The 23,530-nt window shown below is 73.5% G+C and carries 19 protein-coding genes and 1 riboswitch; of the genes, 15 read left to right on the top strand and 4 right to left on the bottom strand.

Annotated elements, in window-relative coordinates:
• Positions 1–6: 6 nt before the first annotated feature.
• Positions 7–2,232, bottom strand: coding sequence for an alkaline phosphatase family protein (locus OG599_RS01245; protein WP_327174026.1), 2,226 nt, complete (start codon positions 2,230–2,232; stop codon positions 7–9).
• Positions 2,233–2,647: 415 nt separating this feature from the next.
• On the opposite strand from OG599_RS01245, the gene OG599_RS01240 reads away from it, so the two are divergent.
• The 10 genes from OG599_RS01240 (at position 2,648) to OG599_RS01195 (ending at position 14,712) form a co-directional block, all read left to right on the top strand.
• Positions 2,648–2,911: a type B 50S ribosomal protein L31 gene (locus tag OG599_RS01240; protein ID WP_327174025.1), complete on the top strand. Its 264-nt coding sequence runs from the start codon at positions 2,648–2,650 to the stop codon at positions 2,909–2,911.
• A gap of 226 nt (positions 2,912–3,137) precedes the next feature.
• The gene (locus tag OG599_RS01235; protein WP_327174024.1) at positions 3,138–4,211 is read left to right on the top strand and encodes a beta-ketoacyl-ACP synthase 3; all 1,074 of its coding nucleotides are present in this window, start codon (positions 3,138–3,140) and stop codon (positions 4,209–4,211) included.
• Positions 4,212–4,464: 253 nt separating this feature from the next.
• The gene (locus OG599_RS01230; protein ID WP_327174023.1) at positions 4,465–5,703 is read left to right on the top strand and encodes a beta-ketoacyl-[acyl-carrier-protein] synthase family protein; all 1,239 of its coding nucleotides are present in this window, start codon (positions 4,465–4,467) and stop codon (positions 5,701–5,703) included.
• 230 nt (positions 5,704–5,933) lie between these two features.
• On the top strand, positions 5,934–7,322 hold the full coding sequence (locus tag OG599_RS01225) for a CoA transferase (protein ID WP_327174022.1): 1,389 nt from the start codon (positions 5,934–5,936) through the stop codon (positions 7,320–7,322).
• Positions 7,323–7,676: 354 nt separating this feature from the next.
• The gene (locus tag OG599_RS01220; protein WP_327174021.1) at positions 7,677–9,557 is read left to right on the top strand and encodes an acyl-CoA dehydrogenase family protein; all 1,881 of its coding nucleotides are present in this window, start codon (positions 7,677–7,679) and stop codon (positions 9,555–9,557) included.
• Between the two features lie 317 nt (positions 9,558–9,874).
• The gene (locus tag OG599_RS01215; protein WP_327174020.1) at positions 9,875–10,135 is read left to right on the top strand and encodes an acyl carrier protein; all 261 of its coding nucleotides are present in this window, start codon (positions 9,875–9,877) and stop codon (positions 10,133–10,135) included.
• A complete protein-coding gene (locus tag OG599_RS01210) occupies positions 10,132–11,355 on the top strand; it encodes a beta-ketoacyl-[acyl-carrier-protein] synthase family protein (RefSeq protein ID WP_327174019.1) in 1,224 nt (407 codons plus the stop codon). The genes OG599_RS01215 and OG599_RS01210 overlap by 4 nt, the downstream gene beginning before the upstream one ends.
• Positions 11,356–11,487: 132 nt before the next feature.
• A riboswitch (cobalamin riboswitch) is annotated at positions 11,488–11,676 on the top strand.
• Positions 11,677–11,747: 71 nt separating this feature from the next.
• Positions 11,748–12,782, top strand: coding sequence for an ABC transporter substrate-binding protein (locus tag OG599_RS01205; protein WP_327174017.1), 1,035 nt, complete (start codon positions 11,748–11,750; stop codon positions 12,780–12,782).
• Positions 12,779–13,927 (top strand): FecCD family ABC transporter permease, encoded by a 1,149-nt coding sequence (locus OG599_RS01200; protein ID WP_327174016.1) that lies wholly within the window; start codon positions 12,779–12,781, stop codon positions 13,925–13,927. Before OG599_RS01205 ends, OG599_RS01200 begins: the two co-directional genes overlap by 4 nt.
• Positions 13,924–14,712 (top strand): ABC transporter ATP-binding protein, encoded by a 789-nt coding sequence (locus OG599_RS01195; RefSeq protein ID WP_327174014.1) that lies wholly within the window; start codon positions 13,924–13,926, stop codon positions 14,710–14,712. Before OG599_RS01200 ends, OG599_RS01195 begins: the two co-directional genes overlap by 4 nt.
• 129 nt (positions 14,713–14,841) lie before the next feature.
• Here the strand turns inward: OG599_RS01195 and OG599_RS01190 are convergent, their stop codons facing one another.
• Positions 14,842–15,879 carry a PRC and DUF2382 domain-containing protein gene (locus OG599_RS01190; protein WP_327174013.1) on the bottom strand — a complete coding sequence of 346 codons (1,038 nt, stop codon included), beginning with the start codon at positions 15,877–15,879 and terminating at the stop codon, positions 14,842–14,844.
• Between the two features lie 436 nt (positions 15,880–16,315).
• Between OG599_RS01190 and OG599_RS01185 the strand changes: the two genes are divergently transcribed.
• Positions 16,316–16,990: an adenosylcobinamide amidohydrolase gene (locus tag OG599_RS01185; RefSeq protein WP_327179894.1), complete on the top strand. Its 675-nt coding sequence runs from the start codon at positions 16,316–16,318 to the stop codon at positions 16,988–16,990.
• 25 nt (positions 16,991–17,015) lie between these two features.
• On the opposite strand, the gene OG599_RS01180 is transcribed toward OG599_RS01185, so the two are convergent.
• Complete coding sequence (locus tag OG599_RS01180; protein WP_327174012.1) at positions 17,016–18,272, bottom strand: sulfite oxidase; 1,257 nt, start codon at positions 18,270–18,272, stop codon at positions 17,016–17,018.
• Between the two features lie 237 nt (positions 18,273–18,509).
• Between OG599_RS01180 and OG599_RS01175 the strand changes: the two genes are divergently transcribed.
• The gene (locus OG599_RS01175) at positions 18,510–19,436 is read left to right on the top strand and encodes an oxidoreductase (protein ID WP_327174011.1); all 927 of its coding nucleotides are present in this window, start codon (positions 18,510–18,512) and stop codon (positions 19,434–19,436) included.
• A gap of 109 nt (positions 19,437–19,545) precedes the next feature.
• Here the strand turns inward: OG599_RS01175 and OG599_RS01170 are convergent, their stop codons facing one another.
• Entirely contained in the window at positions 19,546–20,418 is an 873-nt protein-coding gene (locus tag OG599_RS01170; protein WP_327174010.1) for an RNA polymerase sigma factor SigF, read from the bottom strand.
• A gap of 478 nt (positions 20,419–20,896) precedes the next feature.
• Here OG599_RS01170 and OG599_RS01165 point away from each other — a divergent pair, with 478 nt between their 5' ends.
• The 3 genes from OG599_RS01165 (at position 20,897) to OG599_RS01155 (ending at position 23,491) form a co-directional block, all read left to right on the top strand.
• Complete coding sequence (locus OG599_RS01165; RefSeq protein ID WP_327174009.1) at positions 20,897–21,700, top strand: GNAT family N-acetyltransferase; 804 nt, start codon at positions 20,897–20,899, stop codon at positions 21,698–21,700.
• Positions 21,701–22,037: 337 nt separating this feature from the next.
• On the top strand, positions 22,038–22,718 hold the full coding sequence (locus OG599_RS01160; RefSeq protein ID WP_327174008.1) for a TetR family transcriptional regulator: 681 nt from the start codon (positions 22,038–22,040) through the stop codon (positions 22,716–22,718).
• On the top strand, positions 22,715–23,491 hold the full coding sequence (locus tag OG599_RS01155) for an SDR family NAD(P)-dependent oxidoreductase (RefSeq protein WP_327174007.1): 777 nt from the start codon (positions 22,715–22,717) through the stop codon (positions 23,489–23,491). The genes OG599_RS01160 and OG599_RS01155 overlap by 4 nt, the downstream gene beginning before the upstream one ends.
• Positions 23,492–23,530: the final 39 nt, after the last annotated feature.

Below are 23,530 nucleotides of genomic sequence, written 5' to 3'. Positions count from 1 at the left end.
CGCCCCTCAGACCGTAGCCACGCGGCCGGCGTACCGCTGGGCCCAGCCGGTGCCGGTGTCGGCGGTGATGACGACGTCGTAGTAGCCGAGCCGCGTCGGCCATCCGACGGTGGTGGCGGCCCCGCCGGCGACGCTGTAGCTCTGGGTGCCGCCGAGGTGGTCGTGGGCGGTGAGGGTGTAACGGACCGGCTGGGCGCCGTCGTTGCGCAGAGTGAGGCGGACCTCGGCCCTGGTGCCGGGGACCAGCTCGGCGTCGACGCGCGGTACCGGGATGTTCTTCTGGGCCGCGGGGACGAGCCGGCCGGCGAAGGAGCGCACGAAGCCGTCGGGGCCGTACACGGAGAAGGCGTACTTCCCGTCCGTCTTCCTCGCGTCCCAGGTGTGCAGGCGCGGCGCCGGGGCGGAGACCGTGTAGGGGGTGTTGGTGAACGGCAGGTACTTGTCGGGGAAGACCTGCAGGCTGACCGCCTTGCCGTCCGGGCCGCCGGACAACGTCATGGTGGCGGTCACCGTGCCCGCCGAGCGGTTCTCGGTGAGCGTGGCGTGCGGATGGAAGGAGAGCCCGCGCGGCTTCATCCCGTCCGGGGACATCGGCGGCGGCGTGCCGTTCACCGGGTCGGCGATGTCGGCCGGGCCGGGCTGCGGGTGGGCGAAGTCGATGGCGCTGGTCAGGTCGCCGGAGACGGCGCGCCGCCAGTCGGTGATGTTCGGGCAGGTGAAGGGCTTGCCGAGGTGGGCGGCCCAGGTTTCCAGGAACTTCACGGTCGAGGTGTGGTCGAACACCTCGGAGGCGACGTATCCGCCGCGTGTCCACGGAGAGACCAACAGCATCGGCACCCGCGGCCCGAACCCGTACGGTGTGGTGCCGGAGAACTCGCCGGCCGTGCCCGGCTCGGGGCGCGGCGGCAGGACGTGGTCGAACTTCCCGTCGTTCTCGTCGTAGGTGATGATCACCAGGGTGTGGTCCCAGACGGCGGGGTTGCTCTGGAGGGTGCGGAGCACCTTGTCCATGTAGCGCTCGCCGTGCACGGTGTCGAAGTTGGGGTGCTCGCTCCACGCGGCAGGCATCACCACCCACGAGACCTCCGGCAACGGGTGCTCCGCGCCGGGCTCGCAGGCGGCGGCGAGGTCGCGCAGGACGGCGTCGAGGTTCGCGTCGGAGTCGTCGTCGGGGGTGGTGGCCCCGGAGTAGAGGAAGGAGTTGGCCTTCCAGATCTTGCCGGTGCCCGGCTCCAGGTCCTCGGGGTCGGCCGAGCGGGGGTCGAAGGCCCGGAAGCTGTTGGTGACGTTGCAGCCGTAGTCGCCGACGAAGCCGCTCTGCAGGGCGCCTTTCAGGCCGTTGCCGCTGTTGTCGCTGTAGACCCGCCAGTCGATGCCGGCCTGCTGGAGCTGCTCGGGCACCGTCAGCCAGTCGCGGCTGTAGTCGTTCTGCCCGGCGTTGGACGTCTCGCCGTGCGAGGTACCGGTCATCAGGTAGTAGCGGTTGGGGATGGTCGGGCCGTGCAGCGAGCAGAAGTTCATGTCGCAGACGGTGTACTGGCTCGCCAGCGAGTACATCCACGGCATGTGGTCGGGGGTGTAGTAGCGCATGCAGCTCGCGCCCTTGTCCTGCACCCAGGTGTTCCAGCGGCCCTCGTTCGCGCCGTAGAAGTTGTGGTTGTCGCCCCAGGTGGCGGTGGAGGCGGACGGCGCCACGACCGTACCGTCCGCAGCCCGCTGCTGGAAGACGCTCGTGCCGTCCTGGAAGGTCAGCGCCTGCTTGTCGTCGTGCCCGCGCACGCCGGGGAGCCGGCCGAGGTAGTGGTCGAAGGAGCGGTTCTCCTGCATCAGGATCACCACGTGCCTCAGGTCCGAGATATCACCGTTGTAGCCCTGGGGCAGGACGTACTCGGCCGCTTCGGCGGTGGGCGCCCCGGCCGCCCCGGCGACGGAGCCGGTGGCGAGTGCGCCGAGCGCGACGGCGGCACCACGCAGCACCAGCCGCCGCGAGAGCCGGAGTTCGGCGGCGGGTGCGGTGACCGCGGGGGAGTCCGCGTCCTCGGCCACGTCCTCGGACTCGGCTTGGGCGGATTCCTGCGCCGTGGATTCCTGCGTCGTGGATTCCTGCGCTGGGGACCTCTGTGCGGCGAACCCCTGTTCCGCGAGTGCCTGTGCAGCGAACTCCGGATCCATGAGTGCCTGTTCCAGTGGTGGGAGAGCGGCGAGCGGCGACTCGACGGTCGTGAGCGTCATCAAGGGCCTCCGGGGGGAGAGGGGTTCGGTCGTGCGCACACGTCATGGGCCCGGCAGGAGCCCGGGCGGGGGCCGGGTCACGAGGTGCGCCCGCGAGAACGTAGCGGCGTGAGATGAACTCCGGGCGACCGCGCGCGGATGGCCTGCGCACCGCCTGGTGATGATCTTGGTGCGTGGGGCACTCGGAGGCAGATCCCGCCGGCTCCGGGCCGGTGCCGGCGACACGCCCCGGGGCCGTGCGTGCCGGGCGCCCGAACCGTGAACGGCCTGGCCCGCGCCCCGTACGGGCGGTCAGGGATCGCGCCCGGGGGCCGGGCTGGAGAAGGTGGTCGGAACCGCATCCGTCCCGCCCGTTCCACCGGAAGGGGAGAGGGCGGGGCCGGCCCATCCGTCCCATCGCCCCCGGGAGTCAGTCATGCAGCAGGACAAACACCCCGACTACCGGCCGGTCGTGTTCCGCGACCGGTCGGCCGGATACGCCTTTCTCACGCGGTCCACCGCCTCCAGCGAGCAGACCATCGACTGGGACGACGGCCAGAGCTACCCCGTCGTCGACGTCGAGATCTCCGCCGAGAGCCACCCCTTCTACACCGGCCACGCCCGTGTCGTCGACGCGGAGGGACAGGTCGCCAAGTTCGAACGGCGGTACGGAGAAACGGGAGATGGGGACGGTTCCTGAAGGTCTGTCCCGCGCGCGGCGGGGTGGTTCGGGAGTTCCGCGAACGGTGCCGGGCCGCGTCCGCGGGGGGAATGGTGACCGGGCCCCGGTATGCCACCGGTTGGGCCGATCTCCACTCGTACAGGTGAACGTCAGTCACCCGTTCGGCGGTGTCGAACGCATCCGCACTGTGAGTTGCTCCGTCCGCATGACAGGGTACGGGCCGATCAGGGGAGCGGGGCGACGGGTGACGAGCGGACGGGCGACGGCGGGCGCCGGTGGCGGCGTACGTACGGCGGTGCTGGAAGGCGTCGCGGGATGGGTGCCGGGAAAGCCGGTGGGCAATGACGCGTTGCCCGAGGCGTGGGGCGTGGACGACGCGTGGGTGCGCCGTCGTACGGGCATCGTGAGCCGGCACCGGGCCGGTCCCGGGCTCTCCACCGGGGACCTCGCCCACGAGGCGGCCCGCCGGCTCGTCGAGGGATCCGTGCCCGGCCGGGTGGACGCGCTGGTGCTCGCCACGGCCACCCCCGACCACCTCTGCCCGGGCACGGCGCCCGCCCTCGCGGCCCGGCTCGGCCTGGGGACGGTCCCCGCCTTCGACATCGCCGCCGTCTGCAGCGGCTTCGTCTACGGACTCGCCGTCTGCCACGGGCTCGTCGCCTCAGGCCTCTACCGCCGGATTCTCCTGGTGGGCGCCGACGTCTACTCCACCTGGCTGGACCCCGGGGACCGGTCGGCCGGAGTGGTCTTCGGCGACGGCGCGGGGGCCGCGCTGGTCGCCGCGGGCCGCAGCGGCGACCCCGGTGAACTCCTCGCCTTCGACCTGGGCAGCGACGGGACGGGCCACGACCTGATCACCGTGCCGGGCGGCGGCGCCCGCGCCCGCGCCACCGTCGGACCGCCCGCCGAGAAGGACGCCTTCTTCCGGATGCGGGGCAGTACGGTCTACGAGCACGCCGTGCTGCGGATGACCGCGTCCTGCCGGTCGCTGCTGACCTCGGTGGGCTGGGACCCCGCCGACGTCGACCACTTCGTGCCGCACCAGGCCAACGGCCGCATCATGAGCGCCGTGGCCGAGCGTGTCGGCATCGGGCCGGACCGTTGCGTCACCCATCTGGACCGGGTGGGCAACACCGGGGCCGCCTCCATCCCGCTGGCGCTGGCGGACGCCGAGGGGCGGGGGCGCCTGCGCGCGGGGGACCACGTGCTGATCACCGCGTTCGGAGGCGGACTCACCTGGGGATCCGCGGCACTTCGCTGGCCGGGGGCCCCGCCGACGACCACGACGGAAGGAACAGAGCATGTCGCAGTTGGCTGACGAAAGCACCAGGCCGTGTGCCGAAAGTCCCGCCTTTCCGGCGACGCCTGGCACGCCCGCTCGCCGCGTTGTCGGGATCGCCCCGACACACCCAGTACCGGGGCGACCCTCCGCCTTGCGATCGCACGCACCGGACGCCGCCGGACCCGCCCTCCGGGCGGACGGCGCCACTTTCGACACACGGCCTGGGGCCACTTCTCGGGACCGGGCCGCCGAGTCGGCGAGAGCGGCCCACCGCACCGCGCCACGCGGCGTGCGGCACGGAAGCCGGGCCAAAACCGCCGTCGCCGTCACCGGACTCGGGGTCGTCACCCCGGCGGGAGCGGACGAGCACTCCTTCTGGGCAGGACTCTGCTCCGGCCGGTCCACGGCCCGTCGCTGCGACGAACTCACAGGTCTGCCCGTCGACTTCGCCTGCCCGGTGGACAGCATCGACCTCGACGCCGCGGTCGGCGGACGCTCCGTGTGGCGGATGGCACGGTTCGTGAAACTCGCCCTCGTCGCCGCCCGGCAGGCGGTCGCCGACGCCGGACACGACCCCGCGCGCTGGGACGGCGGCCGGGTCGGCGTGGTGCTCGGGGTGGGGGTGGGCGGTGTCTCGGTCCTCGTCGACAACGCCCGCAGACTGGCCGACGACGGACCGGACGCCGTGTCACCCCTGCTGGTCCCCATGATGATCCCGAACGCCGCCGCCGGGGAGGTGGCCATCGCGCTCGGCGCCCGCGGTCCGAGTCTCGCCCCCGTCACCGCCTGCGCCTCCGGCGCGACGGCCATCAGTGTCGCCCGCGATCTGCTGGACAGCGGGAGTTGCGACATCGTGGTGGCCGGCGGCGCCGAATCCGTCCTCACCCCTCTCGTCGTCACCGCGTTCGCCCGGATGGGCGCCCTCTCCACCCGGTCCGACGACCCGGCGAGCGCCTCCCGCCCCTTCGCCGCCGACCGGGACGGCTTCGTCATGGGCGAGGGCGCCGCCATGCTCGTACTGGAACGTGAGAAGGACGCGAACGCCCGGGGCGGGCGCACCCGCGCACTGCTCGTCGGAGCCGGTTCCAGTACGGACGCCTACCACCCCACCGCACCCGAACCGGACGGCCGGGGTGCGCAGCGCGCGGTGGAGGAGGCCCTGCGGCAGGCCGGCTGGGCACGCGGCGAGGTCGACCACGTCAACGCCCACGGCACGTCCACCCTGCTCAACGACGCGATGGAGACCGCCCTCATCGCCCGCCTCTTCCCGCACGCGCCCACGGTCACGGCCCCCAAGGGCGTCGTCGGACACACCCTCGCGGCGGCCGGAGCCATCGAGGCCGTGGCCACCGTGCTGACGCTGGAGCACGGGCTCGTGCCGCCGATCGCCAACCTCGACTCGGTGACCGACGCGTTCGAGCTCGACTGCGTGGTGAAGGAGCCGCGCGGCCAGAGCGTCGAGACCGCCGTGAGCCACTCCTTCGGTTTCGGCGGGCACAACGTGGCGCTGGCCTTCCGGCGGGCCTGACGGGGCGTCAAGTGCGTCCGGTCGCCACCCGGCCCGTCACGCGTTCGCGCCGCTCCCGCACGGCCTGGCTCGGACTCCAGCCGCAAAGCAGGTGGTGGGTAGCGAGGCGAGTCCCGGGGCGCCGCAGGCGCGGGCGGCTTCTCCGGCCGACTCTCACGTGTGCGTCGGCGAGGACCTGGGTCCATGACGCAACCCTTCCCGTGGGTGGCACTCGGTGCCACAGTGTGGGCATGAACTCTTCCATCATCTCGGGGGCCTCGCAGGCTTGGGCGGCACTGGGTGCCGATTCTTCGCTGCTCGACCGGGTGTCCTACGGCGGTCCGTCCGGAGGGCTGCCGGCGCGGCTGCCCGTCATGGAGCTGGCGCGGGCCACCGTCGCGGTGTGCTCGCTCGCGGCCGCCGAGCTCACTTCCGTACGCACGGGGCGCCCCGTGCCCCGTGTGCGGGTCGATGACGAGGCAGTCGCGGCGGCGTTCCTCAGCGACCGGTTGGTGCGGGTCGACGGACAAGGGTGGTCGACCTTCTCGCCGCTGTCCCGGTTCTGGCGGGCGACCGACGGATGGGTTCGTACGCACGCCAATTACCCGCACCACCGGGCCCGATTGCTCGCCGCTCTCGGGGTGCCGGGAGACGTCGTCGAGGAGGCGGTGGACGCGGTGGCTCGGGCGATCGCGGGGCTTACCGCGCGGGAAGTGGAGGAAACCGTGTACGCGGCGGGCGGTTTGGCCGTCGCGGCCCGCAGCCCCGAGGACTGGGCCAAGAGCGAGCAGGGGGTCATGGTTGCGGGGCAGCCGCTGCTGACGACGGCGCGCATCGATGATGCCCCGGATCGGATGCTCGGAGGTGCCGCACTACCGTGCGCGGGGCTGCGCGTTCTGGATCTGACCCGAGTGCTGGCCGGACCGGTCGCCACCCGAACGCTTGCGTTGCTCGGAGCCGACGTGCTGCGGATCGACGCTCCCCAGCTGCCGGAAAGTCAGGAGGCGCACAACGACACAGGGATGGGGAAACGCTCGACCACCCTGAACCTGGGGGAGGCCACCGACCGTAGGCTCTTCGAGGAACTGCTCGATGCGGCAGACGTGGTAGTCACCGGTTACCGGCCGGGCGCGCTGGAACGGTTCGAATTGACGCCCGAGGCGCTCGCCGAACACCGCCCAGGGCTCGTGATCGCCCAGCTCTCCGCGTGGGGCCGTTACGGGCCGTGGCGCGAGCGGCGCGGCTTCGACAGCCTGGTCCAGGTGGCCACCGGCATCGCCGAGCTGGAGGGCTCGCCCGACTCGCCCGGTACTCTGCCCGCTCAGGCGCTCGACCACGGCACCGGCTATCTGCTCGCGGCCGGTGTCCTGCGAGCGCTCACCGAGCAGCACCGCACGGGCGGCACCCGGCTGGTCCGCCTCGCGCTGACGCAGACCGCGCACTGGCTGGTCCACGACCTGGCACCCGCTCCGGGCGAGGACGAGGGCTTCGACGCCGAACACCGGCTGACCGAGACCGACAGTCCCATGGGCCGACTGCGGCACGCGCTGCCGCCGGTGTCGTACGAAGGGGGCCCGGTGAACTGGGCACGTCCGCCGGGTCGATGGGGAACGGATGCCCCGGTCTGGGGCGGTGTCTGACGAATGCCCTCGGGGAGTGCGCCCGTACCTTCGGGGCGTGCGCCCGTCACACCGATGCAGTCGTGCCACGGCTGCCGGGAGTCGGACGGCCATGACAACGAGTCGCCCCCCCCTGGCACCGCACGGAGGCGTGGCAGGAGTCGGCCGGCGGCACCGGCGTCACTCCTGGCTCCTGCCCCCGGGCGAACAAGCGCATCTCATGGCTCGGCGTGCCGACCCCGGCCGTAGCGAGCCGGGGTCCAAGAGGGGCCGGCAAGAGCCCGACGGACCGGACCGTGAACCGCCCGTCGGAGTGGACCGGGGAGCGGCACGAAGGACGGGTGTCCTCCCCGTTCCGCGATCGTTCAACGGAATATGACCCCTCAACCCACCCCGGCCCTGCCGCCTGCCGTCACGGACGCTCTGACCGCCGTGCTCCTCGGCCCCGACTTCCACCGCGAGCACGCCTTCTGGCGCCGGCTGACCACCACCGAGCCCTTCCGGAGCCGCCCGGGCGCCACCACCACCCCGGAGGAACAACTCGTGCGCGCGTACGACCGGTTGCGGCTGATCAACCGCTCCCTCGACAGTGCGGCGCGGCTCGCCTCCGACGTACGGGCCCTCACCGCGATGCACGAGTGGCTCGGGCCGGTCGACCCCACCCTCGCCACGGTGGCGGGGATCCACTACAACCTCTTCCTCGGCAGCCTGCTCGACCACGACCCCGAGGGCCGCCGCGACCTCTCCGGCGCTCTGCACATGGACGAGGTCGGCACCTTCCTCTGTACGGAGGTCGCGCACGGCAACGACGCGACGGAGGTGGAGACGACCGCCACCTACGACCGCGCGCGCGACGGCTTCGTCCTGCGGACCCCGCACGCCGGCGCGCAGAAGTTCATGCCCAACACCAGCCCGGTGGGCGGCCCCAAGAGCGGGCTGGTCGCCGCCCGGCTCGTCGTCGACGGGACCGACCACGGCGTCTTCCTCCTGCTGGTCCCGCTCACCGACGCCGACGCCGCGCTGCCGGGGGTACGGGTGCGCAGACTGCCCGCCCGCATGGGGTCGCCGGTGGACCACTGCCTCACCTCGTTCGACGACTGCTTCGTGCCCCGCGCGGCGCTGCTCGCCGGGCCGCAGGGACACGTCGGGGACGGCGGGGAGTTCGCCGGCGCCCTGCCGAGCCGGCGGCGGCGCCTGCTCGTCTCCCTCGCCCGGGTCACCCCGGGCAAGCTGGCCATGAGCGCCTGCGCGGTCGGCTCGGCGCGCGTCGCGCTCGCCGTCGCCGTGCGCTACGCGGGGCACCGAACGGTCGCGGGTCCGCGCGGCACGGGTGCGGTCCCCGTGTACGCCCACCGGACCCACCACGGGCCGCTGGCCGAGGCGTTGGCCACGGTGTTCGCGATGAGTCTGCTGCACCGCCGGGCGCTCGACCGGTGGGAGGCAGGCGCGGGCGAGGCGGACCGGGGGGCCGCTGAACGGCTGGTGGCCGTCGCCAAGGGGTGGATCACCTGGCAGGCCAGGGACGTGATCGTGGAGTGCCGCGAACGCTGCGGCGCCCAGGGGCTGCTGGAGCACAACGGGCTCGCGGCCCTGGTCACCGGCATCGAGGGCACCATCACCGCCGAGGGGGACAACCTCGCCGTGCACACCAAGGCGGCGGCCGAGATGCTGCTCTCGGCCCCGGGGCGCGCGGCCGACGGGGAGGCGGGGGAGGCGCAGGAGGCGCCGGGCGGCCTCCGGGACCCGGCGTTCCTGCGCGGGCTGCTCACCGAGCTGGAGGCCCTCCGCTTCGCGCGGGCCCGCTCGCGGATGGGCGCTGCCCCGCCCGGGGACGCGCTCGGCCGCTGGAACGCGGCTTCGGGGCTCGCCCTGCGGGGTGTGGAGGCGCACGCGGTCCGGCAGGCCGCCGAGGCGTTCGCGGAGGCCCGCGCCGCCCTGCCCGGGGGGCTCGCGCGCGAACGGCTCGCCGAGGTCGAGCGGTTGTTCCTGCTGCGGCAGGTCGGGCAGGGCAGCGGGGAGCTGCTGGCCGACGGGCGGGTGACGGCCGAACAGGTACGCGCCCTGCCCGACCTGTACGAGGAGGCCGTGGCCACCGTCGCCGCCCACGCCCCCGCGCTGGTGGAGTCGTTCGCGCTGCCGGACGAGCTCTTCGCCGCCCGCCCGATCGCCGGGCCCGCCTACGCCGACGCCTACGACGACTCCGAAGGCCCCTGGCACCGGTCTCCCGCCCACTCGGCCGAGGAGTTCGCGCGGTGACCGGCGGTGCGGGGCGTCCGGTGACCGGTGGTGCGGGGTGTTCGGTGGCCGGCGAGAAAGGGAGCGCGACGGCCGCCTCTCGGGCGCGCGTCCGGCGGGTACGCGAGGCGATCGGCTCACTGGGAGTGAAGGCCGTCCTTCTGGCTTACTGGGGAACGGCCTTCGCTGTCTCGATGGGGCGGAAGAAGCCGCAGGTGGGCGTAGAGGAATCGGTTCGCCGGAAGGCGTAACCAGATGGGGCTCAGTCAGTTACCGAGATGGGCCCGCTGAACGCGCCCGCCACCCCCCAGGTATGTGCCGAATACAAGAGGAAGATCATGAAGGCCATTCATCCGAAGATCGTCGGCGTGCTGACCGATACGTTCAAGGTGCCCCCGGCCGAGATTCACCCGGAGTCCACCATGGACAGCCTGGAGATGGACTCGCTCGCGGTGGCGGAGTTCGCCGTCATCATCAAGGAAACCCTCGGTATCCACACCCCCGTCGACACCCTCCACCGGGACGCCACCCTCGCGGACATCTCGGAGTTCATCCGTACCGCCTCCCGCCATGGGGAGCCGGTGAGCAACACCCGATGAAGAGGCCCGAGATCGCCGTCACCGGGCTGGGCATGATCACCCCGGCCGGCAACGACGCGGCCTCCACCTGGGAGGGCGTGCTCGCCGGGGTGTCCTCGGCCCGTACGGTACCCGAACTGGACGGATGCGCGGTCGACTTCGCCTGCACGGTCACCGGCATCGACCTGGACGAGGCCGTCGGCGGCCGGACCGCCTACCGGATGGGCAAGTACGTCAAGTTCGCCGTGCTCGCCGCCCGGGAGGCGGTGGCCGACGCCGGTCTCGACCCGGGCGGCTGGGACGGCGCGCGGGTCTCGGTCGTGGTGGGCACCAGCAGCGGTGGCTCGGCGGCCCTCTCCGAGCAGGCCGTGGTGCTGGACCGGTTGGGACCCGAGGCGTCCTCACCCGCGGGCATCCTGCTCACCATCCCCAACATGCCCGCCGCGGAGATCGCGATCCAGCTCGGGGCCACCGGCCCCAGCCTCGCTCCGTGCACGGCCTGTTCGTCCGGGGTCACCGCCCTGTCGGTCGCGCGGGACATGCTGATGAGCGGCCAGTGCGACATCGCCGTCGCCGGGGCGACCGAGTCGATCGTCTTCCCGGTGGCGATGACCGGCCTGGCACGGTCCGGGGCGGCGGCCCTGCCGGACGGCGACCCGTCGAGGCTCTGCCGCCCGTTCGCCGAGGACCGCGCGGGCCTCGTCATGGGCGAGGGGGCCGCCATCATGGTGCTGGAGCGGGCCGAGGACGCCCTGGCCAGGGGTGCGGTACCCAGGGCGTTGATCGCGGGCACGGGGGCCACCACCGACGCCCACCACCCCACCAGCCCGCACCCTTCGGGCAAGGTGGCCAGGGCGGCCGTCGACGCCGCCCTGAGGGACGCCGACTGGCACGCCGAGGAGGTCGACCACGTCAACGCACACGGCACGGCGACCCCGCTCAACGACGCCACCGAGGCCGCCCTCATCGCCCGGGCCTACCCGCACCGGCCACCGGTCACCGCACCCAAGGGCGTGCTCGGCCACTGCATGGGGGCGGCGGGCGCCATCGAGGCCGCGCTCACCGTGCTCACCCTCCAGCACCAGCTCGTCCCGCCGATCGCCAACCTGGACGCCCCGGCGCCCGGGTTCGACATCGACTGCGTCACCAAGGCGCCCCGGCCCGTCGCCGTCCGCCGGGCCGTCAGCCACTCCTTCGGGTTCGGCGGCCACAACGCCGTGATCGCGCTGCGGCTGCCCTGACCCGGGAGCCGTGAGCAGCGGGCGCCGCCGGACGACCTCCGGCGGCGCCCGCTGTCGTCCCCGGCCCGAAGGCCGTCCCGCGGCGGCAGGCCGTACGGCACCGAACAGGCATCCGGCAGGTACGGAGGGGCGTGATAGCTTCCCAGTGCCAGTCGCACTCCACACATGGGGTCAGGGAATCCGGTGAGAGTCCGGAACTGACGCGCAGCGGTGAGGGGGACGGGCGGGGCCACGGCCACTGGGAGACCCACGGGTGTCCCGGGAAGGCGCCCCGTCCGCACGAACCCGAGTCCGAAGACCTGCTGGCGCCCCGCGGCTCGTACGGGCCGCGGTCTTCCGTACAACGGGCCCCGCGCATGGGCCCAGAGACGCCGAGGTACCCCGTGCCCTCCATGGCCCGATCCGCCCGCTGCGCTGCCCTGCTGACGGCGGGGCTCCTGCTGCTGACCGCCTGCGGCGGCGCCGCCGACGACGCACCGGCCGCCGCCGGTGCGGCCGGTGCCGGATACCCGGTGACGCTCCACAACTGCGGACGCACCGTCACCGTCACCTCCGCCCCGCGCCACGCGGTCTCCCTCAACCAGGGATCGACGGAGATCCTGCTCTCCCTCGGCCTCGCCGACCGGCTCGCGGCCACCGCCACCTGGACCGACCCGGTGATGAAGGGCCTGGAGAAGGCCAACGCGAAGGTCCGAAGGCTCTCCGACAACGCCCCCTCCTCGGAGAAGGTGCTGGAGCAGGAACCCGACTTCGTCAGCGCCTCGTTCGATTCCACCCTCGGCAAGGGCGGGGTCGCGCCCCGCGAGCAGTTCGAGGACCTGGGCGTCCCCACGTACGTCTCGCCCACCGACTGCACCGGCAAGGACAACAGCGGCGACGGCGACGGCGCCCGCTCCACCGCCCTCACCCTGGACAGCGTCTACGGCGAGATACGCGACCTGGCCCGGGTGTTCGGCGTACCGGAACGCGGCGAGAAGCTCATCGCCGGCCTGCGGGCCCGGGTGACGAAGGCGACGGACGGCGTCGACGCCTCGGGCACCACCCTGATGTACTGGTTCGCCAACTCCGAGGCCCCGTACCTGGCGGGCTGCTGCGGAGCGCCCGGCATCATCACCACCGAACTCGGCGCGAAGAACGTCTTCGACGACACCCACGAGGAATGGCCCCAGATCAACTGGGAGACCATCGCCGACCGCGATCCGGACGTCCTCGTCATCGGCGACCTCACCCGCAAGTCGCAGACGGCCGAGAGCGCCGAGAAGAAGATCGAGTTCCTGGAGTCCAGCCCGGTCACCAAGAACATGGACGCCGTCCGGAACAAGCGGTACGTCCTGCTCAGCGGCCAGGCCATGAACCCCACCATCCGCACGGTGGAGGGCATCGAGCGCGTCGCGGCGGGGCTGCGCGAGTTCGGCCTCGCCGGATGACGGCCGACCAGGACCCGGCGGGCGCCCGCCCGGCGGCGTCGGCCGGCACCCGCCCGGTGCCGTCCGCGAGCGTCCGTCCGGTGCCGTCCGCGGGCCCCCGCCCCGTACCGTACGGGCGGCGCAGCGGCCTGCGGGCCGTGCCCGAACCGCTCCTGTGGGGCGGCGGAACCGTGCTGCTCCTGGCCTCCGTCGCGGTGGCCGTCACCATCGGCCCGGCCCGGATCTCAGTCGCCGACGTGTGGTCGGTGGTCGCCGCCCACCTGGGCCTCGGCGACACGGAGCTGAGCCCGATCCGGGACGGCATCGTCTGGGACCTCAGGATGCCGCGCACGCTGCTCGCGGCCGTCTGCGGCGCCGGGCTCGCGGTGTGCGGGACCGTCATGCAGTCGCTGCTCCGCAACCCGCTCGCCGACCCCTTCGTCCTCGGCGTCTCCTCGGGGGCGTCCACCGGCGCGGTCGTCGTCGTGGTGCTGGGCGTCGGCGGGGGAGCCATCTCCCTCTCGGCGGGCGCGTTCGTCGGGGCGCTCGTCTCGTTCGCGCTCGTCCTCCTGCTCAGCCACACCCTCGGCGGGACGACGGACCGGGTCGTGCTCTCGGGCGTCGCGGTGATGCAACTCTTCTCCGCGCTCACCTCGTTCACCGTGATGACCGCCGCCGACGCCGAGCAGACGCGCGGCGTGCTGTTCTGGCTGCTCGGCTCCCTCAGCGGGGTCGGCTGGACGGACGTCCAGCTCTGCACCGGCGTGGTGGTGCTCACCCTGACGATCTGCCTGGGGCACGCCCGTACGCTCGACGCCTTCGCCTTCGGGCAGGACGCCGCTGCCACCCTGGGCGTCCATGTCGCGCGGACCCGGACCATGCTGCTCTGCACCACCGCGCTGCTGACCGCCGCGCTGGTCAGCTCGGCCGGGGCGATCGGCTTCGTCGGCCTGGTGCTGCCGCACGCCGCCCGGGCGCTCGCGGGCGCCGGACACCGCAGACTGCTGCCCGTCACGGCGCTGGCCGGCGCCGTCTTCCTGGTCTGGGTCGACACCCTGGCCAGGACGGTCCTGGACCCGCAGGAGGTGCCGGTCGGCGTGGTCACCGCGCTCATCGGCGTACCGGCCTTCGTCCTGGTCCTGCACCGCACCCGGAGGGTCGTATGACCGCCCCCGCCGAGGGGCTGCGGGCCGACCGGGTGCGCCGGGCGGCCGGCGGACGCCTCATTCTCGACGGAGTGACCCTCGCCCCGCCGTCCGGCGCCACCGTCGGCCTGATCGGCCCCAACGGCTCGGGGAAATCCACCCTGTTGCGGGTGCTCGCGGGCGTCCTGCCGCCGGAGGGCGGCCTCGTCACGCTCGACGGCGAACCGCTGGCCACGACGAGCCGGCGCACGGTGGCCCGGCGGGTCGCCGTGGTCGACCAGCACGCGGCGACCCAGGTCGAGCTGAGCGTCCTCGACGTCGTACGCCTCGGGCGCATCCCGCACCGCCGCGCCTGGTCCGCGCCGGGACCGGCGGACGACGAGGCCGTCCGCCGGGCCCTGGAACGGACCGGGCTGACCGACCGCGCCGGGCAGTCCTGGCACACCCTCTCCGGCGGCGAACGCCAGCGGGTCCAGATCGCCCGCGCCCTCGCCCAGGAACCCCGCGAACTCCTCCTCGACGAACCCACCAACCACCTGGACATCCAGCACCAGCTGGAGCTGCTGACCCTGGTGTCCTCACTGCCCCTCACCTGCGTCGTCGCCCTGCACGACCTGAACCTGGCCGCCATGTTCTGCGACCTGGTCACCGTGCTGGACGGCGGACGGGTGGTCGCGGCGGGCACCCCGCACGAGGTGATCACCGAGCGGCTCATCGCGGACGTCTACCGGGTGCGGTCCGTGGTCACCCGGGACGGCCCGCAGGGGCGGCCCAGCGTACGGTTCCTGCCCGCCGCCGGGGCGTGACCCGAGCAGCGAACGGAGGAGCGGGAGCAGGGACAGGGGAACAGGGCGCGGGGGCGGAACCGCCAGTACGGTTCCGCCCCCGCGCCCTGCTCGTGGTGGCCCTCGGTCTGCCGCCGGGGTGGCCGGAGGTCAGCGACGTCCTCCCGGCCCGAAATCACCGCCCGTGTCCTTGCCGGTGCGGGACTCCGTACCGTCCGCGTAGTCGATCTTCTCCTTGCGGACCTCGGCGGAGACCTCCTTCTGCTCGGTCACCCGGTCCCTCTCCAGCCGTACCCGTTCCACGGCCACGGACTCCTTGCGCACGGTCGCGCGCTCGGCGTGCAGGGTCACCTCGACGTCCTGCTCGCCGATGGCGGACTGCCCGGTCATCTTCTCTCCCGGCGCCAGCGGCTCGCGGACCACGCGAACCTCCTCGTGCGAGACGGGCACCGTGCGGGTGACCTCCTCCGTCACGACGTACTTGTGCAGGCGGGCCTTCCCGCTCTCGTACTCCTCCGTGCCGACGCGCAGCTGCTCCTCGGAGCGGATGAGTTCCTCCTGGCCGGCGAGATCCGCCTTCGACATGTCGGGGGCGGACCTCGCGCCGGCGCCCGCCAGCGGCCGTGCTCCGGCCGCGGCGTCGGTGTCCCGGTGCGTGCCGGCGCCCGTCATGCCCGTGCCCGTCATGCCCGCGGTACCGCCGGTCGCCTTGCCGGTGCCGGTGCCGGTGCCGGTGGGACGGGCCGCGCCCGCCGCCCCGGCGCCCGCGGCCGCTCCGGCGGCGGCGCCGCCCATCGCGCCCGTGCCGGCCGTCGTCCGGCCGTCCGCGCCCGCGTCCGTGCCCGTACCGGCGGTGCTCCTGAGCTTCCTCGTGAGTCCGTAGTGGCGGTAGAGCTCCTCCTCCTCGGCGACGGAGAGATGGGCGTCCGCGTCGACCCGGGGGGCGTCCTTGACGCTCTCCTTCGGGTGCGCCACGTGCAGGTCCGCGCCGACCCGACGGGCTCCGGCGAGCGGAACGAAGCTCTCCTTCATCCCGAACATGCCGGTCTTGACCGTGACCCAGTCGGGCTTGCCGGTGTCGTCGTCGACGTACACCCGGCCGACACTGCCGACCTTCTCGCCCCCGTTGTCGTAGACGGTGAGACCGTCGAGCTCTCCGGAATCCGTGAAACCGTCAGCGGCTGCCATGACCGATGCCTCCTCGCCCGGACGCGTCCTGTGGTGGGTCCACTCAGGTGCGGCACGCCCGGTTCCATCGCGCCTCACCCGGATGGCCCCTGCAACCCACCGGCCATCCGGGGCCCGGCGGACACGGGGCGTCGCGCCCGCCCCGCCCCGCGACCGCCGGGAAAGGTGACCCGGACCACCCGTTAGGCCATACGGGTGATGGCCCAGGTGGCAGGCGGCACGTCGGCCCGCCCGGAAGCCGATCGGGCGGCGGTGTGTACGGGCGGTGCCCGGCGGCACCGGGGCCCCGCATAGGATCGACCGGCTGTCGTCGTCCGTATCGTCGACCGGCTGTCGTCGTCCGCACCGGTGGGCCGTCAACCGCGGCCGGCCGCCGCTCACCCCGGGAACCGCCATCGCCTCCGTACCCCTCCCGCGCCCGGCGCCGCGCGGCCGCCTGCGCACCCGGCACGAGGACGGCCACCGGCTGGGCCATCTGGTCTGGCGGCTGGCCCCCGGCAGCCGGGTCTGCAGCAGCGCGGTCCTCGGCGGCGGCATCGGCACCCGCGCCTGGATCCTCAACGCCCAGGTGCCCGGCGGGTACCCGAGGCTCGACCCCGACCGCCACCTCGCGGAGATCGCCGCGGCGGAGGGGCTCGACGGACCCGGCGCCGGACTCATGACCGCCGCCGACGTGAGCACCTGCACCGAGGCGTACGACGAGGGCGTCACGGCCACCGTCACCAGCGGCCTGGGCGTACGCGGCTGGGCGGCCGCCCCTGCGCCCGGCGCGGACGGCCCGCCGCAACCCGGAACGATCAACATCGTCGTCGTCCTCCCGGTAGCCCTCAGCGACGCCGCCCTGGTCAACGCCGTCGCCACCGCAACCGAGGCGAAGGTGCAGGCGCTCCTGGACGCCGGGCTCGACTGCTCCGGAACCCCCACCGACGCCGTCTGCGTCGCCGCCCCCGCCCCGGGCGCCGACGGCGCGGAACCCTTCGCCGGGCCCCGGTCGCGCTGGGGCGCACGCCTGGCGAGGGCCGTGCACGCCGCCGTACTCGACGGCGCGCTGCTCCACCTGCGCCACGCGCGCGAGCCGGGCCCGCCGGGCGGCGGGGCCTCGCGCCTGTAGGCCCCTGCCCCCGCTTCCTCCTTCCTCAGACCACCGTCACCGGGTGGCGTACCACGGCGTCGAAGAGGTACCCCTGCGTGTTGTACGCCGCTGTCTCCGGCTGGATCCGCCCCGACCGGTCCGTGGCCCGCGCCAGCAGGACGCCCGGCCCGGTACGGTCCGGCACCCAATCCGCCGACCAGCGCACCCAGCTCCCGGCGCGCGGCTCGTCGCGCAGCCGGGCCCGCCGCCAGCGGACCCCGCCGTCCGTGCTGATCTCCACCGACCGGACCGGTGCCCCGCCCGACCAGGAACGCCCCGTCAGTTCGACCCGCCGGTGCGCGGCGAAGGACGCGCCGAGCGGAAGCTCGAAGGCGCTCTTGAGGGTCTGGCGGGTCAGCGGCGCGCTGCCCTCCGCGGGATGGCCGGGTCCGAACAGCCGGTAGAGGGTGGTGTTCCACGGGGAGACCAGCGGCTCGGTGCTCACCTCGATGTCGCCCACCCACTTGATGTTGGCGACCCCCACCCACGAGGGCACGACCAGCCGCACCGGGAAGCCGTGGTCCGGCGGCAGCGGCTCGCCGTTCATCTCGTAGGCGAGCAGTACGTCGTCCAGGGCCTTGGACACCGGCAGCGGCCGGCGTACCCGCCCCAGGTTCACGCCGTCGGTCACCACCTCCGCGTCCAGACCGCGCGGCAGCACGTCGACGGCGTGCCGGCCGATGCCCGCGCGGCGCAGCACGGTACGCAGCGGCACGCCGCGCCAGCGCGCGGTCCCGATCGCGCCGAGGGTCCACGCCGTGCCGCTGACCTGCTGGTTCTGCTGGGTGGTGTAGAAGCTGCGGGCGTTGCCCGCGCACTCGATGAACGTGGTGCGGGTGACCGACGGCAGGGCGCGCAGGGCGTCGTACGAGAAGTCCACCGCTCCGCCGGTCAGCCCGTCGCCCCAGACGGTGAGCTTCCAGTCGGCCGCCTCGACGCGGGGCGTCGCGGTGTGGTTCCGTACGAAGAAGCGGTCCGCGGGGGTGAGCAGCCCCGTCGTGCGCAGCGCGGCGAAGTTGGTCTCCGCGTTGGTGCCCCGGATCGTGAACAGGTCGGCGGGCAGGGGCTTCACCACGCCGGGCAGCGACTCCGCCGCCTGTGCGGGGGTCGCGGCCGAGGCCAGAGGTACGGCCACCGAGGCGGCTGCCACCAGCCTCAGCAGATCCCGCCGGCCGATCCCGGCGGCCCGCGCCCTGCCGTCCGCCCACTGGCGCATGCGCATCCGGTCGTACGCGGACTCGGACAGCGGGGTGTGAACCATGGGCGCTCCTCGGGGAATGCGGAGAGGTGGTGCCGACGCGGCTTCGCCGCGGGCCGGTTACGGACCGTAGGGTCAGCCGCGCGTGGCGGGAAGACGTTCGACCGCCCCGCCACGAACCCGCAATGCGGTGGCAACAGTTGAGGGCCGGGCGGGCCGGCCGCGGCGGCATCCGCCGGTGCTCGCGGGGCGAGCCAAAGGAATTTGCCCGCGCGTTCGCCGTGCGGCGAACATGGCGCCATGACCTCACCCACCATCACGGCAGCGGCCTCGGGCACCTGGACCCTCGGCGACCGGAAGATCAACCGGATCGGCTTCGGCACCATGCGCCTGCCGCAGACCGGCGCCGCGTTCGACCCCGACGCCGTCCCGCGCGACCGTGACCAGGCGATCCACGTGCTGCGCCGCGCGGTCGAACTCGGCGTCAACCACATCGACACCGCCGCGTTCTACTTCTCGCGCCTGCGCTCCGCCAACGAGCTGATCAACCGGGCGCTGGGTCCCTACCCGGACGACCTCGTCATCACCACCAAGGTGGGCCCCGGCCGCGGTCCTTCCGGCGAGTGGCTGCCCCACGCCACTCCGGAACGCCTGCGCGAGCAGGTCGAGGAGAACCTGCGCCAGCTCGGCCGCGACCACCTCGACGTGGTCAACCTCCGTGTGCTGGGGCCCCATTCGATCGCCGAACGCTTCGGCGTGCTGGCCGACCTGCGCGAGCGGGGGCTCATCCGGCACCTGGGCATATCCAACGTGACCCCCGAACACCTCGTCGAGGCCCGGAAGATCGCCCCCGTGGTGTGCGTACAGAACCTCTACGGCATCGGAGTGCGCCCCGACCAGGACGACTTCGTCGACAGTTGCGGTGAACAGGGCATCGCGTTCGTGCCGTTCTACTCGATCGCCGGTGCCGGCCGGGATGGGGGCGCCGGCACGGTGGCGGAGCGGGACGAGGTGACGGCCGTCGCGCGGGCGCACGGCGCCAGTGCCGCGCAGGTCCGGCTGGCCTGGACGCTGCACCGCGGCCCGCACGTGCTGGCCATCCCCGGTACCGGCGATCCGGCACACCTGGAGGAGAACGTGGCCGCCGGCGCCCTGCGGCTGACCGAGGAGGAGCTGACCCTCCTGGACGCGGCCCACCACGCCGCCGACGCTCCGGCCGGGAGCTGAGCGTACCGCCGCCCCGCGCCTCGGGGCTCCGGGGGCGGCACGCGACATGGGCGCGGCCCGAAGGCCGCGCCCATGCTCTCCGCTCCCGGACGGTGTCCGCCCCGCCGGGTCACTCCTCCGTCAGCATTCCGTCGCGCAGCTTGCGCAGCATCCGGCTGAGGAGCCGGGACACGTGCATCTGGGAGATGCCCAGTTCGGCGCCGATCTGGGCCTGGGTCATCTCCTGGCCGAAGCGCATGTCGATGATCCGGCGTTCCCGCGCGTCGAGTTGGTCCATGAGCGGGGCGAGCGCCTGGAGGTTCTCCACGCCCTCCATGGCGGAGTCCGGTTCGCCGAGCACGTCGGCGAAGGTCCGGCCGTTCGTGTGCGGGCGCCCCGACTCGCCGCTGTCGGTGGGCATGTCGAGCGAACCGGCGGTGTAGCCGTTCGAGGCGACGATGCCCTCCGTGACCTCCTCCGGCGACAGCTCCAGATGGTCGGCGAGTTCCTGGACCGTCGGGTCGCGGTCCAGGTCGACGGCGAGGGCGTCCTTGGCCTTGGCGAGGTCGACCCGCAGCTCCTGAAGCCGCCGGGGTACGTGGACGGCCCAGCTGGTGTCACGGAAGAAGCGTTTGATCTCGCCGACGATGTACGGCACCGCGAAGGAGGTGAACTCCACTTCGCGCGAGAGGTCGAACCGGTCGATGGCCTTGATCAGCCCGATGGTGCCGACCTGGATGATGTCCTCCATGTCGCCGCTGCCCCGGTTGCGGAACCGGCCGGCGGCGAAGCGGACGAGGGAGAGATTCATCTCGATCAGCGTGTTCCGCGCGTACTGGTACGCGTGGGTGCCCTCTTCCAGCTCCTGGAGGCGGTCGAAGAAGACCCGCGAGAGCTGGCGTGCGTCCTGGGGTGCGACCTTGCCCGCGTCCTCGATCCACGGGAGCCCGTCCGTCACCTCCGCCTTGTCCACCGTGGTGCCCCGTACCGTGTGTGCGGTCATCCCGTCACGCTCCCCTGGTCGAATGCCCTCAGGTACTGGCACCTTCCCCGGGCTGCGGGCCTCATGCGCCGTCAGCGAAAGGGATCAGGACAGGAGTTCGGAAATGGCCAGGAATCGACCGTGCCGACGTCCACTCGTCGCTGTCGCTGTCGCCTGCGCCGTTGCCGTCGCTTCGCCATCGCGATGGCCCGCCGGGCACGTCGGCGCACGGAACCGCCCCACCGGTACGGGGGAGCCCGGTGGGGCGGTCGCCACCAGAGTGCCACAGGCGGGCGCCGGAGGGAGCCGTACCGGCCAGGCTTCCCCCTTCCGGGAGGTGGGGAGGTGCCCATCGGGTGGACCACCGGGCCACTCACCGAGGCGTTCCACCGTGCCCGACGGCCGGAGCCGGGAATACATGGTCGCCGCAGGCGCTTTTCGCCAGATGCGGCGCCGCCCTCCGGCGCCTGCCCCCGAGGGCGACCGGAGCGAGGAAAGCATGTCCGAGGCATACGTCACCGATCACCGCGGAGCCCCCGCGAGCAGGGGGAGCGGCCCGGTGGGCGCCCCCGCCCCGTGGCAGGAGAGCTCCGGCCATCCCCTTCACCCCCTGGACAACCCGTCCCTCTCCGCGCTGAGCGGCCCGCAGGCGCACCTCGCCGAGTGGCGGGGCCGTGTCGTCCGCTACCCCGTCGACGTGGCGCCCTGGTTCGCGCTGCCCGAGGAGCCGGACGCACAGGACTGGGCGGACGCCGCCGCCCTCGCGGGCCCCGGCGCCCCGGTCATGCTCATGGGCGTCCGGCAGGCGCCGCCGCAGGACTGGGAGATCGGGTTCGAGGCCGACGGTGTGCAGCTGACCGGTGAGGGGCTGCGCCCGGAGGCGTACCCCGAGGCGGTGCGGCTCGGCGCCGAGGACGTACCCGAGATGCTGGACCTGGTCGCCCGCACCCGCCCGGGGCCGTTCCTGCCGCGCACCGTCGAGCTCGGTACGTACCTGGGCGTCCGGCGTGAAGGGGTGCTGGTCGCCATGGCGGGGGAGCGGGTGCGTCCGGCCGGCTGGAGCGAGATCAGTGCGGTCTGCACCGACGCGTCCGTACGCGGCCAGGGCCTCGCGAGCCGGCTGGTGCCGGCCGTCGCCCGCGCGATCACCGAGCGCGGCGACATCCCGTTCCTGCACGCGGCGGCGGAGAACACCGGGGCGATCCGGCTCTACGAGTCCCTCGGCTTCCGCCTCCGCCGCACAGTCCTGTTCCGGGGCGCGACGACCCCGTCGGAGCTGTCCGCCCCGGCCGTGGGCGTCTGACCCGTCGTCCGGTCGCCCCGGCGGGGCGACCGGGTGGAGAAGGGGCGGCGGCGAGCGAACCTGCTCGCCGCCGCCCCCTTTTTCATGCCCTTTCCGCGCGCGGAGATCCAGGGGCTCAGGGTGCCGGGGTGACCAGGCGGCACATGCCGGTCATGTCGCCGGGCGTGAACCCCCCCGCCGACCGCCGACCGCCCTCGGCCGTCCGGCCCGCCGCGCACCCTCCCGCACGCTGCCTCGCCTCCCTCCCGCGCACCGCCGCGCGCCCCTCCCCGCTCCCGCGAAAAGTCCCACCACGACATTTGTCCCGCTGCGACATTTTTAGGTGTACGGTGCAGACATGAGCACGGAGCAGAGGGAACCGGAGAGGCGGGGCCGCAAGGCCCGCCGGACCCGGGACACGCTGGCCCGGGCCGCGTTCGAGCTCGTACTCGACCGCGGTCTGCGCAGGGTGACGGTCGAGGAGATCGCGGAAGCGGCCGATGTCGACCGGCGCACCTTCAGCCGGTACTTCCGGAGCAAGGAGGACGCGGTCCTCGACGCCGTACGCGGCGACGGCGACCGCATCAACGAGGCCCTGCGCGCCCGGCCCGCCACCGAGCCCCCGCTCACCGCCTACCGGCGTGCCGTACTCGACTGGCTCGACGACACCGCCGCCGGGCCCTGGCACCTGCGCCCCCGGATCTTCGAGCTGCTGGTCCTGGCCGAGGAGGAGCCGACCCTCTACGCGGCGTACCACCACATCAGGGTGGACGCCCAGGAGGAGTCGGTCGCCATCCTCGCGGACCGGCTGGGCGTGGACCGCCGCGAGGACATCCGTCCCGCCGTGACGGTCGCAGCCGGAGCCGGAGCCCTCCTCGCGGCGCAGGCCGCCTGGGTCCGCGGCGGTCTCCCGGACGCCCTGCCCGAACTCGTGGTCCAGGCGTTCGACGCCCTCTCCGCGGACCTTCTGACCCCGGCCGCCCCCACAGGGCCGCGTCCGGCGCACCGCAGCACCACAGAAAGAAGCACCTCATCATGAGCACTGACCTCTCCACCTCCTACGCGACGGAGTTCACCGGCAAGGTCGCGCTGGTCACCGGCGGCGCCTCCGGCATCGGCCTGGCCCTGTCGCAGCGCCTCGCGGCCGGTGGCGCGGCGGTCGTCGTCGCCGACTACGACGAGGAGAGCGCCCGCAAGGCCGTCGCCGAGCTGACGGCCACCGGCGCCCGCGCCGCCGCCGTCCGCCTGGACGTCACCGACCCGGCCTCCGTCGAAGCCGGTGTCCGGTTCGCCGTCGACACCTTCGGCGCCCTGCACCTCGCGGTGAACAACGCCGGCATCGGCGGCCCCGCCGCCCCCACCGGCGAGTACGCCGTCGAGGACTGGAACCGCGTCCTCGCCACCAACCTCAGCGGCGTCTTCCACTCGATGCGCTACGAGATCCCCGAGCTCCTCAAGGCCGGCGGCGGTGCCATCGTCAACATCTCCTCCATCCTCGGCACCAACGGCTTCGCCCAGTCCCCGGCGTACGTCGCCGCCAAGCACGGCGTCGTCGGCCTGACCAAGACGGCCGCCCTGGAGTACGCGGCGCAGAACATCCGCGTCAACGCCGTGGGCCCGGGCTTCATCGACACCCCGCTGCTCCGCAACACCGACGGCCCGGCACGCGACCACCTGATCTCGCTCCACCCCGCGGGCCGCCTGGGCACCTCGGAGGAGGTCGCCGAGCTCGCCGCGTTCCTGCTCTCCGACCGCGCCTCCTTCGTCCACGGCAGCTACCACCTGGTCGACGGCGGCTACTCCGCCTCCTGACCACCCTCCCTGGAGGACACCAGGGGCGCGACGGGGGCA

It is taken from the genome of Streptomyces sp. NBC_01335 (assembly GCF_035953295.1).
Classification (GTDB): domain Bacteria; phylum Actinomycetota; class Actinomycetes; order Streptomycetales; family Streptomycetaceae; genus Streptomyces.
This window is presented reverse-complemented; position numbering and strand designations above follow the sequence as displayed.